Source organism: Gordonia sp. NPDC003950, from assembly GCF_053605205.1.
In genome coordinates, this window is sequence record NZ_JBSGIT010000008.1 from 70,772 (window position 1) to 86,511 (window position 15,740).

10 protein-coding genes are annotated in these 15,740 nt (G+C 66.0%); 8 read left to right on the forward strand and 2 right to left on the reverse strand.

From position 1 onward, the window contains the following. The first annotated feature begins 13 nt into the window (after positions 1 to 13). The 4 genes from ACWETB_RS08970 (at position 14) to ACWETB_RS08985 (ending at position 9,738) form a co-directional block, all read left to right on the forward strand. Positions 14 to 637: a hypothetical protein gene (locus tag ACWETB_RS08970; RefSeq protein ID WP_452210663.1), complete on the forward strand. Its 624-nt coding sequence runs from the start codon at positions 14 to 16 to the stop codon at positions 635 to 637. Continuing rightward, entirely contained in the window at positions 637 to 1,791 is a 1,155-nt protein-coding gene (locus ACWETB_RS08975; protein WP_452210665.1) for a hypothetical protein, read from the forward strand. Before ACWETB_RS08970 ends, ACWETB_RS08975 begins: the two co-directional genes overlap by 1 nt. Before the next feature lie 356 nt (positions 1,792 to 2,147). Beyond that, positions 2,148 to 5,645 (forward strand): DNA-directed RNA polymerase subunit beta, encoded by a 3,498-nt coding sequence (gene rpoB / locus ACWETB_RS08980; RefSeq protein ID WP_452210667.1) that lies wholly within the window; start codon positions 2,148 to 2,150, stop codon positions 5,643 to 5,645. A 133-nt stretch (positions 5,646 to 5,778) separates the two neighbouring features. Then, a complete protein-coding gene (locus ACWETB_RS08985) occupies positions 5,779 to 9,738 on the forward strand; it encodes a DNA-directed RNA polymerase subunit beta' (RefSeq protein ID WP_449741413.1) in 3,960 nt (1,319 codons plus the stop codon). A 136-nt stretch (positions 9,739 to 9,874) separates the two neighbouring features. Here the strand turns inward: ACWETB_RS08985 and ACWETB_RS08990 are convergent, their stop codons facing one another. Continuing rightward, complete coding sequence (locus tag ACWETB_RS08990) at positions 9,875 to 10,570, reverse strand: TetR/AcrR family transcriptional regulator (RefSeq protein WP_449741412.1); 696 nt, start codon at positions 10,568 to 10,570, stop codon at positions 9,875 to 9,877. 115 nt (positions 10,571 to 10,685) lie between these two features. Here ACWETB_RS08990 and ACWETB_RS08995 point away from each other — a divergent pair, with 115 nt between their 5' ends. After that, complete coding sequence (locus ACWETB_RS08995) at positions 10,686 to 12,140, forward strand: MFS transporter (RefSeq protein WP_449741411.1); 1,455 nt, start codon at positions 10,686 to 10,688, stop codon at positions 12,138 to 12,140. Between the two features lie 54 nt (positions 12,141 to 12,194). Here ACWETB_RS08995 and ACWETB_RS09000 read toward each other — a convergent pair whose 3' ends face one another. Then, positions 12,195 to 12,812 carry a TetR/AcrR family transcriptional regulator gene (locus ACWETB_RS09000; RefSeq protein ID WP_449741410.1) on the reverse strand — a complete coding sequence of 206 codons (618 nt, stop codon included), beginning with the start codon at positions 12,810 to 12,812 and terminating at the stop codon, positions 12,195 to 12,197. 248 nt (positions 12,813 to 13,060) lie between these two features. Here ACWETB_RS09000 and ACWETB_RS09005 point away from each other — a divergent pair, with 248 nt between their 5' ends. Genes ACWETB_RS09005 through ACWETB_RS09015 form a run of 3 tightly spaced genes read left to right on the forward strand, consistent with a single transcriptional unit; the run spans position 13,061 to position 15,724 of the window. After that, complete coding sequence (locus ACWETB_RS09005) at positions 13,061 to 13,840, forward strand: ABC transporter permease (RefSeq protein WP_449741409.1); 780 nt, start codon at positions 13,061 to 13,063, stop codon at positions 13,838 to 13,840. Between the two features lies 1 nt (position 13,841). Further along, complete coding sequence (locus tag ACWETB_RS09010) at positions 13,842 to 14,705, forward strand: MlaE family ABC transporter permease (RefSeq protein WP_449741408.1); 864 nt, start codon at positions 13,842 to 13,844, stop codon at positions 14,703 to 14,705. Beyond that, entirely contained in the window at positions 14,702 to 15,724 is a 1,023-nt protein-coding gene (locus tag ACWETB_RS09015) for an MlaD family protein (RefSeq protein ID WP_452210671.1), read from the forward strand. The genes ACWETB_RS09010 and ACWETB_RS09015 overlap by 4 nt, the downstream gene beginning before the upstream one ends. Positions 15,725 to 15,740 lie beyond the last annotated feature (16 nt).

Here is a 15,740-nt window from a genome sequence, read left to right on the forward strand (position 1 = left end):
ACAGTGACGCGCGATGACGACGAAGGATGATGTTCTGATCCGCAAGGTCGCAGCCGTTGTCGCGGTGCTCGCGGTGATCGCAGCGCTGGGATGCGTTGCGTACTACGGGTACCGGGCATACCAGGTGTATGCGGTGGAGAACCCGGCGCAGCAGGCCCGCGACGACGCCACCGGCGCCGCCGAGCAGGCGATGCTCAATGTGACGACGATCGACCCGAAAAACATGAATGCGTTCAACCAGCGGCTGCAGGCCAGCTTCGCCGGCGACGCGCTCGAGCAGGTTCGCCAGCAGGTCGTCGCGACGCTGGACCCGCAATTGCAGTCCGCCGGTGACCAGGTCGGTTCGACGACGTCACGGGTGGTGCGCTCGGCTCCCACCGAGGTGAGCGCCGACGACGGCACCGCGCAGATCTTGGTGTACCTCGCCGTCACCGGCAAGATGCCCGGTCAGGCCACCGAGACGCCCAGCACGATGGGCTTCCTGGTCGGCATGCAAAAGTTCGGCGACACCTGGAAGGCCGTCAAGGTGAGCCCGCTCGACGGCATCTCCTACGCCGACGACGGTTCGACCAGCGCTGCTCCCACCGAGTCGGCGGCCACACCCGCCCCGACCCAGGCTCCGGCAGGTGGTAACTGATGGCCCGCAAACCGCAGCAACGACGCCCCGGCTACCGGCCCAAGGTCGCCGGCTCACAACGCCCCGTCGACACCGTCCCCGAGGTCACTGACGGCGCCCAGCCTGACGTTGACAGCGCTCAAGACACCGTTGACAGCGCTCCCGAGGTCGTTGACAGCGCTAAAGACACCGTTGACAGCGCTCAGGACTCCACTGACAGCGCTCCCGAGGTCGTTGACAGCGCTCACGACACTGTTGACAGCGCTCAGCCTGACGTTGACAGCGCTCAGCCTGACGTTGACAGCGCTAAAGACACCGTTGACAGCGCTCAGGACTCCACCGACAGCGCTCCCGTGTCCGCGACCGACAAGGCCACCGTCTCGCTCACCAAGCGTGACGATGACAACGCGGCCGACAAGGAGGGCGACGACGAGGCATCGACGTCCGACGCCCCGGCCACCGAACCCGATGCCACCGAACCCGATGCCACCGAACTCGACACCACCGAACCCGACACCACCGTCGACACCGCCAAACCCACCGCGAAGAAGCGGACGGTGGCGCGTGTGTCGACGATCAAACCGCAGCCCGAGTCGGCCGGCGGGAAAGCCGGTGGCAAGACGGGTCCGGGTCGAAAGGCCAAGTCCCAGAAGCGTTCCCGTGAGTTCTCCTGGTACTCGACGCGGCTGATCGCGATCGTCGGCGCGGTGGCGGTGGTGCTGGGGATCGTTGCCCTGGTACTCGGACTGCATCCGGGCGCGACCATCGGTCCCAACCGAGCGTTCATCGACCAGGCCGCGACCACCGACCTCACCGGTCAGGCGCAGACCAAGATCTGCACCATCAATTCGGCCCGGAGCAAGGACTTCGACAAGTGGGTCGGCGAGGTCCGGCCGATGATGACCGGTGAGGCGTTGAGTCAGTTCAACACCGCGGTGCCGGCGATCAAGGAGCAGTTCGGTCAGCAAGAGGTGACCAACGACTGCAAGGTCGACGCGATCGGGGTGTCGGACATGTCCGGCGACGACGACGGCTCGACGGCCACCCTGTTGGTGAACTTCGTCGTGTCGGGCACCGCCAACGGCGCGCCGACGCAGAGCCTGATCTCGCGGTATCAGGTGTCGATGGTGAAGCAGGGTGACCAGTGGCTCGTCGAGAAGTTCACCGACCTGTAGACAGGCGTGAAAGTCGCGGTGTCATTCGAATTTTTCTTCCACAAATCTGCGCGTAGCGCTTGACGTGGGGCCCCCGGCGGGCCAATCTGTCACCAGCGAATATCGCGTCGGCAGCCATCGCGCGACTCGCTCTCACGACACCGGTCGGCGGTTGCGTTTACGCCTGCTTGACACAGGGTGTCGCTTTCCTGCTATAGTTGGACGTTGCGCTGGCTGCCTCCTGTCCATCTAACGATTCTCCTTCCAGTCACCTTGTGTGAGCTGCGGTGATCGCCGATCCAGGTTTGTCACCAGCGAACGGCCCTATCAGCCACACCACGCTAGGCAGTGAACACATCGTGTTGGAAGGACGCACCTTGGCAGTCGACCGCCAGTCCACCTCAACCACCATCCCCGGCGCACCACACCGCGCCTCGTTCGCAAAAATCAGCGAACCCCTGGAGGTACCGGGCCTCTTGGATCTCCAACTCGACTCGTTCGAATGGCTCGTCGGATCGCCGGAATGGCGCGCCAAGGCGATCAGCCGCGGCGACGAGCGCCCCACCGGCGGACTCGAAGACATCCTGCACGAGCTGTCCCCGATCGAGGACTTCTCGGGATCGATGTCGCTGTCCTTCTCCGACCCGCACTTCGACGAGGTCAAGGCCTCCGTCGAGGAGTGCAAGGACAAGGACATGACATACGCGGCGCCGCTGTTCGTCACCGCGGAGTTCATCAACAACAACACCGGTGAGATCAAGTCGCAGACCGTGTTCATGGGCGACTTCCCGATCATGACCGACAAGGGCAGCTTCATCATCAACGGCACCGAGCGTGTCGTGGTGAGTCAGCTCGTGCGCAGCCCGGGCGTGTACTTCGATGCCAACATCGACAAGACCACCGAGAAGACGCTGCACACCGTCAAGGTGATCCCGAGCCGCGGTGCCTGGCTCGAGTTCGACGTCGACAAGCGCGACACCGTCGGTGTCCGTATCGACCGCAAACGCCGCCAGCCGGTCACCGTGCTGCTCAAGGCCCTCGGCTGGACCAACGAGGAGATCTCCGAGCGCTTCGGATTCTCCGAGATCATGATGTCCACCCTGGAGAAGGACAACACCGCCAACCAGGACGAGGCGCTGCTCGAGGTCTACCGCAAGCTGCGTCCGGGCGAGCCGCCGACCAAGGAGTCCGCGGAGAACCTGCTGGAGAACCTGTTCTTCAAGGAGAAGCGCTACGACCTGGCCCGCGTCGGCCGTTACAAGGTCAACAAGAAGCTCGGTCTCACCGACAACCCGATGACCGGCGAGGCGACCCTCACCCGTGAGGACATCGCCGCGACCGTCGAGTACCTGGTGCGCCTGCACGACGCCGACCCGCACACCGTGTCGTTTGCCAAGGTGGCAGGGCCGGAATCGCTCGACGTGCCGATCGAGGTCGACGACATCGACCACTTCGGCAACCGTCGTCTGCGTACCGTCGGCGAGCTGATCCAGAACCAGATCCGCGTGGGCCTCTCGCGTATGGAGCGTGTCGTGCGTGAGCGCATGACCACCCAGGACGTCGAGGCGATCACCCCGCAGACCCTGATCAACATCCGTCCCGTCGTGGCGGCGATCAAGGAGTTCTTCGGCACCAGCCAGCTGTCGCAGTTCATGGACCAGAACAACCCGCTGTCGGGTCTGACGCACAAGCGTCGTCTGTCGGCGCTGGGCCCGGGTGGTCTGAGCCGTGAGCGCGCCGGCCTCGAGGTGCGCGACGTGCACCCCAGCCACTACGGCCGCATGTGCCCGATTGAGACCCCGGAAGGCCCGAACATCGGCCTGATCGGTTCGCTGTCGGTGTACGCGCGGGTCAACCCGTTCGGCTTCATCGAGACCCCGTACCGCAAGGTGATCGACGGTGTCGTCTCCGACACCATCGAGTACATGACCGCCGACGAGGAGGATCGTTACCTCATCGGGCAGGCCAACACCGCCTACGACCTCGACGGCAACATCACCGACGATCGCGTGCTGGTGCGTAAGAAGGGCTCGGAGGTGGAGTTCGTCTCCGCCGCGCAGGTCGAATACCTCGACGTGTCGCCGCGCCAGATGGTCTCCGTCGCGACCGCGATGATCCCGTTCCTCGAGCACGACGACGCCAACCGCGCACTGATGGGTGCGAACATGCAGCGTCAGGCCGTGCCGCTGGTGCGCAACGAGTCGCCGCTGGTCGGTACCGGCATGGAGCTGCGTGCCGCCGTCGACGCCGGTGACGTCATCGTCTCCGGCAAGACCGGTGTGGTCGAGGAGGTCTCCGCCGACTACGTCACCGTGATGGCCGACGACGGCACCCGCGACACCTACCGGATGCGCAAGTTCGCCCGCTCCAACCACGGCACCTGCGCCAACCAGCGTCCGATCGTGGACGAGGGGCAGCGCGTCGAGTCCGGCCAGGTCCTCGCCGACGGCCCCTGCACCGAGAACGGTGAGATGGCCCTCGGAAAGAACCTCCTCGTGGCGATCATGCCGTGGGAGGGTCACAACTACGAGGACGCGATCATCCTGAGCCAGCGTCTCGTCGAGGAGGACACCCTCACCTCGATCCACATCGAGGAGCACGAGATCGATGCCCGCGACACCAAGCTCGGTGCCGAGGAGATCACTCGGGACATCCCGAACGTCTCCGACGAGGTGCTCGCCGATCTCGACGAGCGCGGCATCGTCCGCATCGGTGCCGAGGTCCGCGACGGCGACGTCCTGGTCGGCAAGGTCACCCCGAAGGGCGAGACCGAACTGACCCCGGAGGAGCGTCTGCTGCGTGCCATCTTCGGTGAGAAGGCCCGCGAGGTGCGCGACACCTCGCTGAAGGTGCCGCACGGCGAGACCGGCAAGGTCATCGGTGTGCGCGTGTTCAGTCGCGACGACGACGACGATCTGCCCCCGGGCGTCAACGAACTCGTCCGCGTCTACGTCGCGCAGAAGCGCAAGATCCAGGACGGCGACAAGCTGGCCGGCCGGCACGGCAACAAGGGCGTCATCGGCAAGATCCTCCCGCAGGAGGACATGCCGTTCCTGCCCGACGGCACCCCGGTCGACATCATCCTGAACACCCACGGTGTGCCGCGTCGTATGAACATCGGCCAGATCCTGGAGACCCACCTCGGGTGGATCGCCAAGGCCGGCTGGAACATCGACGTCGCAAGCGGTGTGCCCGACTGGGCGTCGAAGCTGCCCGAGGACATGTACTCGTCGGCTCCCGACACCAACACCGCCACCCCGGTGTTCGACGGTGCGCGTGAGGAGGAGCTGACCGGACTGCTGTCCTCGACGCTGCCCAACCGCGACGGCGAGGTGATGGTCAACGGTGACGGCAAGGCGACGCTGTTCGACGGTCGTTCCGGCGAGCCGTTCCCGTACCCGGTGTCGGTCGGCTACATGTACATCATCAAGCTGCACCACCTGGTCGACGACAAGATCCACGCCCGCTCGACCGGTCCGTACTCGATGATCACCCAGCAGCCGCTCGGCGGTAAGGCCCAGTTCGGTGGCCAGCGCTTCGGTGAAATGGAGTGCTGGGCCATGCAGGCCTACGGCGCCGCCTACACCCTGCAGGAGCTGCTGACGATCAAGTCGGACGACGTGGTCGGCCGCGTGAAGGTGTACGAGGCCATCGTCAAGGGCGAGAACATCCCCGAGCCCGGCATCCCCGAGTCGTTCAAGGTGCTCCTCAAGGAGCTCCAGTCGCTCTGCCTGAACGTCGAGGTGCTGTCGAGTGACGGCGCCGCGATCGAGATGGCCGACACCGACGACGAGGATCTCGAGCGCGCCGCGGCCAACCTCGGCATCAACCTGTCGCGCAACGAGTCGGCCACGGTCGACGACCTCGCGAACTGACCAGCGCACGTGGGGGCTGCACAAGCCCCCACGTGTCACCCCCATTCAGTCGAATTCAAGAGCTACGCACGGGGGCTCCGCCCTCGTGGACCCCCGAAGTCGAAAAATAGAGCTTGCTCAGGGAAGGCATAGAGTGCTCGACGTCAACTACTTCGACGAACTGAAGATCGGTCTTGCGACGGCCGATGACATCCACAACTGGTCGTACGGCGAGGTCAAGAAGCCCGAGACCATCAACTACCGCACGCTCAAGCCGGAGAAGGACGGCCTGTTCTGCGAGAAGATCTTCGGACCGACTCGCGACTGGGAGTGCTATTGCGGCAAGTACAAGCGTGTGCGCTTCAAGGGCATCATCTGCGAGCGCTGCGGCGTCGAGGTCACCAAGGCCAAGGTCCGCCGCGAGCGGATGGGTCACATCGAGCTCGCCGCGCCGGTCACCCACATCTGGTACTTCAAGGGTGTGCCGAGCCGGCTGGGCTACCTGCTCGACCTCGCGCCGAAGGATCTCGAGAAGATCATCTACTTCGCCGCGTACGTGATCACCTCCGTCGACGACGAGCTGCGTCACAACGAGCTGTCCACGCTCGAGGCCGAGATGGAGGTCGAGAAGAAGGCTGTCGCCGATCAGCGCGACGTCGATCTCAACGAGCGGTCGGCCAAGCTCGAGGCCGATGTCGCCGAACTCGAGGCCGAGGGCGCCAAGGCCGACGTGCGCCGCAAGGTCAAGGACGGTGCCGAGCGTGAGATGAAGCGCATGCGCGACGCCGCGCAGCGTGAACTCGACGGTCTCGAGGAACTGTGGGACAAGTTCGTCAAGCTCGCCCCCGGTGACCTGATCATCGACGAGAAGCTCTACCACCAGCTGCAGGACCGCTACGGCGAGTACTTCACCGGTGCGATGGGCGCCGAGGCGATCAAGAAGCTCCTGGAGACCTTCGACATCGACGCCGAGGCCGAGTCGCTGCGCGAGACCATCCGCAGCGGCAAGGGTCAGAAGAAGCTGCGTGCGCTCAAGCGACTGAAGGTCGTGGCCGCGTTCCAGCAGTCCGGCAATTCGCCGCTGGGCATGGTGCTCGACGCCGTGCCGGTGATCCCGCCGGAGCTGCGTCCGATGGTGCAGCTCGACGGTGGCCGCTTCGCGACCTCCGACCTGAACGACCTGTACCGCCGCGTCATCAACCGCAACAACCGCCTCAAGCGACTGATCGACCTCGGTGCCCCCGAGATCATCGTCAACAACGAGAAGCGGATGCTGCAGGAGTCGGTGGACGCCCTGTTCGACAACGGCCGCCGCGGCCGTCCGGTCACCGGACCGGGCAACCGTCCGCTGAAGTCGTTGAGCGATCTGCTCAAGGGCAAGCAGGGTCGTTTCCGTCAGAACCTGCTCGGTAAGCGCGTCGACTACTCGGGCCGTTCGGTCATCGTCGTCGGCCCGCAGCTCAAGCTGCACCAGTGTGGTCTGCCCAAGCTGATGGCGCTCGAGCTGTTCAAGCCGTTCGTGATGAAGCGTCTGGTCGATCTCAACCAGGCCCAGAACATCAAGTCGGCCAAGCGCATGGTGGAGCGGCAGCGTCCCGCCGTGTGGGACGTCCTCGAAGAGGTCATCGCCGAGCATCCGGTTCTGCTGAACCGTGCGCCGACGCTGCACCGCCTCGGTATCCAGGCCTTCGAGCCGCAGCTGGTGGAGGGCAAGGCCATCCAGCTGCACCCGCTGGTGTGTGAGGCGTTCAACGCCGACTTCGACGGTGACCAGATGGCCGTGCACCTGCCGCTGAGCGCGGAGGCACAGTCCGAGGCCCGCATCCTGATGCTGTCCTCGAACAACATCCTCTCGCCGGCCTCGGGTCGCCCGCTGGCCATGCCGCGTCTGGACATGGTGACCGGCCTGTTCTACCTGACCACCCTGAAGGAGGGTGCGGCAGGCGAGTACCGGGCGGCCACCGCGGACACCCCGGAAGAGGGCGTCTACTCCAGCCCGTCGGAGGCCATCATGGCCGTCGACCGTGGGGTGCTGACCGTGCAGTCGCGCATCAAGGTGCGGCTGACCGACCAACGTCCGCCGGCCGACGTCGAGGCGCAGGAGTATCCGGACGGTTGGCGTTACGGGCAGCCGTGGACCACCATCACGACCCTGGGTCGGGTGCTGTTCAACGAGCTGCTGCCGATCGAGTACCCGTTCGTCGACGAGCAGATGCCGAAGAAGCGTCAGGCCGCGATCATCAACGATCTCGCCGAGCGTTATCCGATGATCGTCGTCGCGCAGACCGTCGACAAGCTCAAGGACGTCGGCTTCTACTGGGCCACCCGTTCGGGTGTCACCGTGTCGATGGCCGACGTGCTCGTGCCGCCGGCCAAGACCGAGATCCTCGAACGTTACGAGGAGCGTGCCGACGGTCTGGAGCGCAAGTTCCAGCGCGGTGCCCTGACCCCGGATGAGCGGCGCGACGCGCTGGTCGAGATCTGGAAGCAGGCCACCGAAGAGGTCGGCAAGGTCATGGAGGAGTACTACCCCGAGGACAACCCGATCATCATGATCCCGAAGTCGGGTGCCACCGGTAACCTGACGCAGGTTCGTAACCTGTCGGGCATGAAGGGTCTGGTGACCAACCCGAAGGGTGAGTTCATCCCGCGTCCGATCAAGTCCTCCTTCCGTGAGGGCCTGACCGTGCTGGAGTACTTCATCAACACCCACGGTGCCCGAAAGGGTCTGGCCGACACCGCACTTCGCACCGCCGACTCGGGTTACCTGACCCGTCGTCTGGTGGACGTCAGCCAGGACGTGATCGTTCGCGAGACCGACTGCAACACCGAACGCGGCATCGTGGTGTCGCTTGGTGAGAAGCAGCCGGACGGGTCGATCATCCGTGACGCGCACGTGGAGACCAGCGCCTACGCCCGCACCCTCGCCGCCGACGCCCTCGACGAGAACGGCAACGTCATCGTCGAGCGTGGACACGACCTGGGCGACCCGGCCATCGAGGCACTGCTGGCCGCCGGCATCACCTCGGTGAAGGTCCGTTCGGTCCTGACGTGTGCGACCGGCACCGGCGTGTGCGCGATGTGCTACGGCCGTTCGATGGCCACCGGCAAGCTCGTCGACATCGGCGAGGCCGTCGGTATCATCGCCGCCCAGTCGATCGGTGAGCCCGGAACCCAGCTGACCATGCGTACCTTCCACCAGGGTGGCGTCGGTGACGACATCACCGGTGGTCTGCCGCGTGTGCAGGAGCTCTTCGAGGCGCGCGTGCCCAAGGGTGTCGCGCCGATCGCGGAGGTCTCCGGCCGGGTGCGTCTGGAGGACGACGACCGCTTCTACAAGATCACGATCATCCCCGATGACGGATCGGAAGAGGTTGTCTACGACAAGATCTCGAAGCGTCAGCGACTGCGTGTGTTCAAGCACGACGACGGCTCCGAGCGTCTGCTCGCCGACGGTGACCACGTCGACGTGGGTCAGCAGCTGATGGAGGGTTCGGCGAACCCGCATGAGGTGCTGCGCGTCATGGGTCCGCGTCAGGTGCAGGTGCACCTGGTCAACGAGGTCCAGGAGGTCTACCGCAGCCAGGGTGTGTCGATCCACGACAAGCACATCGAGACCATCGTGCGTCAGATGCTGCGTCGCGTGACGATCATCGATCACGGTGCCACGGAGTTCCTGCCCGGTTCGCTCGTCGAGCGCGCCGAGTTCGAGTCCGCGAACCGTCAGGTGGTCAGTGAGGGTGGCGAGCCCGCCGCCGGACGTCCGGTGCTGATGGGTATCACCAAGGCCTCGTTGGCAACCGAGTCGTGGCTGTCGGCGGCGTCGTTCCAGGAGACCACGCGTGTCCTGACCGATGCGGCCATCAACAGCCGCAGCGACAAGCTGATCGGTCTGAAGGAGAACGTGATCATCGGTAAGTTGATCCCGGCCGGTACCGGCATCAACCGGTACCGCAACATCCAGGTTCAGCCGACCGAGGAGGCGCGCGCCGCGGCGTACGCGATGCCCGCCTACGACGACACCTACTACAGCCCGGACGGCACCTTCGGTGCCCCGTCGGGCGCTGCGGTGCCGCTCGACGACTACGGCTTCTCCGGAGGCGACTACCGCTAGTCACTCTGCGCAGCGACACAACGCAGGGTCACAGACCAACGGCCCCCACACCTTTCGGTGTGGGGGCCGTTGTCGTCGGTGTGTCGATGTCGCGACCGGGGGTCAACTGCGCGAGCTCTCCGCCGACGCGACGTCCTCACCCCCGGCCGGCCTGCAATCGCAGCCCCGCGAGGATGAGTTCGAGGCCGGAACGGAACTGGTCGGCGTCGTCGTGGCCCTCGAACTCGTCGACGATGTAGTGCATGTATGGGTACTTCGTCGCGTCGAGTGCCCGCCATTGATCGACCACGCGGCCCAGGTAGGCCTCGCGTGAGGTGGTGCCGTCCACCACCTCCTGGGGCGGTTCCTGACCCAGGTCGGCGGCCACGCCGATGACGTAGCCGAGTACCGCCGAGACCGCGTGGAAGGCCTTCCGCGGGGAGAGATCCAGCCGCATCGCCTGTTCACCGATGCGTTCGTACAGATCCAGCGCGTTGGACTGGACGGTGGTGTTGCGCATGAAATACGAAGCAAGCCAAGGTCTTTGGACTATTGCAGCGAAGACGGTCTCGGCGATCGCGCGAATGTTGTCGATCGGATCCTCGGCGTCGCGCATGTTCTCCAGGTCGGCGAGGATGCCCGCCACCACGTGGTCGGTGGCACGGTCGAGGAGTTCGTCCTTATTGGACACGTACCAGTAGATACTGCCGACGCCGCCGCCGAGCCGGGCGGCGAGCGCGCGGAAGGTCAGGGCCGATTCGCCGGACTCGTCGAGCAGGGCCACGGCCGCCTCGATGACGGTCTCCATCGAATGTGACGCGCGCCGACGGGTTGTGCGTGCTCCGGGTGCCATGACACCCATCTCATCACACCGCCACGCAGCGGCCTTGCGACATATCGAACGACGTTCTATTATCGAACCACGTTCGACAAACGAACAACGTTCGATACTGAAGGAGGTGGTTCCGATGACCTCGGCAACCGAATCGCTCCCGACCCGCACCTACGGGTCGCTGCGGGCAGCCTGGATCCCGCTCGCTGCCCTGTGTATGGCCTTTTTCGTGGAGATGGTCGACAACACCCTGCTCACCATCGCCCTGCCGACGATCGGCCGTGACCTGGGCAGCGGCACCACTGCCCTGCAGTGGGTGACCGGCGCGTACTCGCTGACCTTCGGTGGCCTGCTGCTCACCGCGGGGTCGGCCGCCGACCGACTCGGCCGCCGTCGGGTGCTGCTCTACGGACTCGCGGCCTTCGGGCTGATCAGCCTTGCGGTGATCTTCGTGAACTCCGCCGGTGAGCTGATCGTGCTGCGCGCCGCCCTCGGCATCGCGGCCGCCGCAATGGCCCCGATCACCAACTCGCTGGTGTTCCGGCTCTTCGAGTCCGACACGCTGCGAATGCGGGCGATGACGATCATGATCATCGTCGGCATGAGTGGTTTCATCCTCGGGCCGCTGCTCGGCGGCACCGTGCTGACCCATCTCCGGTGGGAGTGGCTGCTGGTGATCAACGCCCCGATCGCGCTCATCGCCTGGATCGGGGTGCGGGCCGGAGTGCCCGCCGACCGCCCGCAGGATCTGACCGGCGACCGGCTCGATCTTCCCGGCGCGGTCTTGAGCATCGCCGCCATCGGAGCGGCCTGCTACATGCTGACCAGCGGCGTCGAGTATGGCTGGGTCTCGGTCCCGACCATTGGATGCGCGGTGGGCGCGATCGTCGCCGTGGTCGCCTTCATCTGGCATGAGCGCCGCACCGCACAGCCGATGCTGGACCTGACCATCTTCCGGTTCGGCGCCGTCCGCGGCGCCGCGGTCGCCCAGATCGGTACCTCGATCGCGATGGCCGGGGTGATGTTCGGGCTGATTCTGCACTTCCAGTACGCCTACGGCTGGAGCCCGATGAAGGCCGGTCTGGCCAACCTCCCGATGATCGTCACGATGATCGCGGCCACCCCGATCTCGGAGGGGCTGGCCAAGAGGTACGGGCATCGGATCGCGTGCATCGTCGGTGCGATCCTGCTCGCCGGTTCGCTGGCCGGTCTGGCCTGGGGCGTCGATCACGGATACCTCGCGATCGCGGTGTGCATGGTCGTCATGACCATCGGCCTGCGTACGGTCATGACCATCTGCGCCGTCGCCCTCGTCGACGCGATGCCGGAGAACCGGACCTCGATGGGCACCTCGCTCAACGACACCGCACAGGAGGTCGGCACCAGCATCGGGACCGCCGTCGTCGGCACGTCTATCGCCGCCTTGGTCACGGTCAGCCTGCCGAGCGGGGTGTGGAGTCCGGAACTCGTGGCCTCGTTCTTCCACGGCGAGCGGATCACCTACGCGGTACTGGCCGTCATCGTCGGTGTCGTCGCCGGATGGGGTGCGATGATGCTGACCAACTCGCATTCGGTGGAGGAGGCGCACTGAGCCGCATCGACGAGTTCGTCACCGCCCCTGGGCAATCGCCCGGGGGCGGCCGCGTCACCAGACCAGCGGCGCGATGAACTTCCGGGCGTAGGCGCGGACCGCGTCGGCGTCGGCGGTGTCGAGGGCGGGGGTGGGGGTCAGCGCGAACGAGGTGATCAACCGGAACACGAGTTCGGCGACCTGCCACAGGTCGGTGTCGGGCATCGACGCACCCGCCGTGCGCAGGGTTCCGGCGATGCCCCGGCTGAACGACTCCACCATCTCCTCGACCTGGGGGGCCTCGAACCCGACGAACATCTCCAGCGCATCGGGCTGATCGGCCAGGATCTTCTGGATGAGGTCATCGGAGCGGAAGCCGGTCACCCCGATGACGAAGGTCTCGATCACCGTGGTGCGTGGGTCCCGGCCGCCGACCGCGACGTCGATCTCGCGCGCGTAGTCGCGGCGAAGTCGCTGGATGACCTCGGCCAGCAAATTCTCTTTGGTGGGGAATCGCCGGTAGAGGGTGCTGCGGCTGATGCCGGCCTCGGCGGCGATGCGGTCGATGCTGGCGCGGCGGACCCCGGACCGTCGGAACTCGACGATGGCCGCGGCCGTGATCGAGTCGGCCTGCCCGTTCTCGATGGAGCTGCGTCGGTCCGCCCGCGTTCGTGGAGGAGTGAGACCGGTCACGGGGTGAATCTACCGCACAATGGCGTCTCAGTCGGTCCGAGTGGCCGGGACGTCGTCGATCAGGAACCGCATGTGCAATGCCGGTGTCGATCAGGACATTCCGGACCCCAGGCCTAGGTCATGTGACACGAGACACATCCATGTGTGATACTCGCCGGGACAGATTCTGAAACCAGAACGCATCATGTGTTCCAAAACCAAGCAAATGCTTGATTGCCTGTGGGTGTGAGTGAGGGGAGGTGCGGACAGTGCCACTTGCCGCCGGTGCCCAGAGCTTCGGCCGGACCGTACGGCTCGGCGCGCGGACCCCGCTCATCGCCGCCATCGACATCATCGGCGGCCGATTCCCGATCCGCGAGGCGGTCATCCAGGCCTGGTTCCTGCTCAGCATCACCGTGTTGCCGGCGCTGCTGATGGCGGTGCCGTTCGGCGTGATCATCGCGGTCCAGATCGGCGGCCTCACCAGCAATCTCGGCGCCACATCGATGGCCGGCGCGGTCGGCGGCATGGGCGTCATCCAGCAGGGCGCACCGATGGCCGCGGCCCTGCTCCTCGGTGGGGCGGGGGCCTCGGCGATCACCGCCGACCTCGGTGCGCGGACGGTCCGCGAGGAGATCGACGCGATGCGGGTCCTCGGCATCGACCCGACCCGACGACTCGTGGCACCCCGCATGGTCGCCATGGTGCTGGTGGCGCCCGTGCTCTCGATCCTGATCATCGTCATCGCCGTGGCCGCCAGTTTTATCGTGGCCATCACCGGCCAGGGCGTGGTGGCCGGATCGTATTGGCAGTCCTTCGGCAGTTACGCCTCGACCACCGACCTGTGGATCTGCCTCGGCAAGTCCGTCATCTTCGGCTTCGTCGTCGTGGTGATCGCGGCGCGCCGCGGACTCGAAGCCGCCGGTGGTGCCCGCGGCGTGGCCGACGCCGTCAACGCGGCCGTCGTCCTCGGCATCGTCGCGTCGATGGTGATCAACGTGATCATCACTCAGGTGACGGCCCTGTTCATCCCGGTGCAGGTCATCTGACGTGGCACCGCAGACGACGGGCTTCGTCCCCAGCACCCGTTTCCCCGGCCTGTCGCGCGCCGGCCGGTCGGCGGGACGTCCCTTCGAGCACATCGGCCGCCAGACGAGTTTCGTCCTCGACGTCCTCGCCGGACTGCCGCACACTGTGCGGGCCTACCGAACCCAGACGATGGCGGCCTTCGCCGAGACCACCTGGGGCAACGGCTCGATCATGGTCGGCGGCGGGATCGCGAGTGTGCTGGCGATCCTCGGTCTCTCGGTGGGCGGGATGATCGGCATCCTCGGTGTCACCAGCCTGTCGTCGCTGAATCTGTCCCCGATGGCCGGACTCATCACCGGCTACGCCGCGACCCGCGAGATGGCCCCGATCATCGCCGCCGTCGGATTCGCCGCCCAGGCCGGCTGCCGGATGACCGCCGAGATCGGATCGATGCGGATCTCCGAGGAGATCGATGCCCTCGAGGCACAGGCCATTCGGCCGATCCCGTTCGTGGTGGGCACCCGCGTGGTGGCCGGCGTGCTCGCCATCGTCCCGTTCTACCTGGTGTCGCTGTGCCTGGCGTACCTGTCCTCGCGGATCGTGGTCAGCGTCTTCTATGGGCAGTCCGCCGGCGCCTACGACCGCTACGTCGAGGCCTTCGTCAGTCCGGTCGACGTGATCTACTCGACGGTGAAAGTCGTTGTCTTCGCGGTGATCGTGATCATCGCGCACACCTACTACGGGTTCTTCGCCCACGGCGGCCCGGAAGGTGTCGGCATCGCCTCCGGACGGGCCATCCGGGCCAGCCTCGTGCTCATCGTCACCGCCGACATGGCGATGTCGCTGATGTTCTGGGGCCTCAACTCGGGATTGAACTTCGCATGACACGAGGACGGGAGCGTTCCGCGCGTACCCTGCGCATCCGAGGACTGCTGACGGTGGCGGCCATCGTCGCGATCGTGGCACTGCTTGTCGTTCAACCCTTTTCCGGTGACGGCAGAATGGTCGAGTTCGACATCGTCGCACCGAGCGTGCCCGACGGCATCCAGAACGGGGTGCCGGTGGACGTCCGCGGGGAGACGATCGGCACCGTCTGCGACCTCGACATCTCCCGGCCCGACTCCACCCGACTGACGATCTGCGCCCAAGGTGACCACCTCGGCGAGCTGACCGACGACTCACAGGTCGGTTTCGTCTCCCGCAACCTGTTCGGCTCCGATGCCGTGCGACTGAGTCCAGCGACGACGGGGAGGGCGGTCGGACCGGGCAGCGTCATCACACTGGCGGCGCCGCCGGCCGACAACACCATGACCGCCGTCATGCGCAGCGCCGGCGGCGTCACCCTGCCGGTACTCACCCCCGAACTCAGCGATCTGCTGAAAGATCTGAGCGACACCACCATTCGTCTGGCACCATTCATGACCGCCACCACCGTCGCGCTGCAGACCCTGCAACGCGGACAGACCGCCCGGATACGCACCCTGCTGCCGGGCGCCACCGACGCCTTCGACGGTGTGGCGGTGGCGGGTGCGTCGGCGATCACCGGTCTGGAGACCACGCTGACCAATCCGCTGCTGGCCGACCACGCCTACACCGCCAGCGTGACCAGCATGATCGGCGACATCGGTGACCTGTTCTCCGGGCTCGGTGCGCTCTTCAACGGGATGAGCCCGTTCGGGGCGACCCTCGACCTGGTCAACGCGTTCACGACCCCGTTGGGCACCGCGCTGCGCGGGGTTACCCCCGACGAGCTCGCCGGGCTGATCGACCGCTTCGGCGGTGCCTTCCACACCGACCCGCGAACCGGCAGGACCACCCTGTCGACCGAGGTGAATCTCGACCTGGTGCCTGGCTTTTCGGCTCCGATGAGCCAGCTGCTCGCACGATCGGGGGCCGGATCGTGAGAAGTGCGCGTTCGGC

Coding starts and splice junctions, on each gene's coding strand:
- ACWETB_RS08995 (WP_449741411.1), top strand. CDS start 10,686: ATGACCTCGGCAACCGAATCGCTCCCGACCCGCACCTACGGGTCGCTG.
- ACWETB_RS08975 (WP_452210665.1), top strand. CDS start 637: ATGGCCCGCAAACCGCAGCAACGACGCCCCGGCTACCGGCCCAAGGTC.
- ACWETB_RS08970 (WP_452210663.1), top strand. CDS start 14: ATGACGACGAAGGATGATGTTCTGATCCGCAAGGTCGCAGCCGTTGTC.
- ACWETB_RS09015 (WP_452210671.1), top strand. CDS start 14,702: ATGACACGAGGACGGGAGCGTTCCGCGCGTACCCTGCGCATCCGAGGA.
- ACWETB_RS08990 (WP_449741412.1), bottom strand. CDS start 10,570: ATGGCACCCGGAGCACGCACAACCCGTCGGCGCGCGTCACATTCGATG.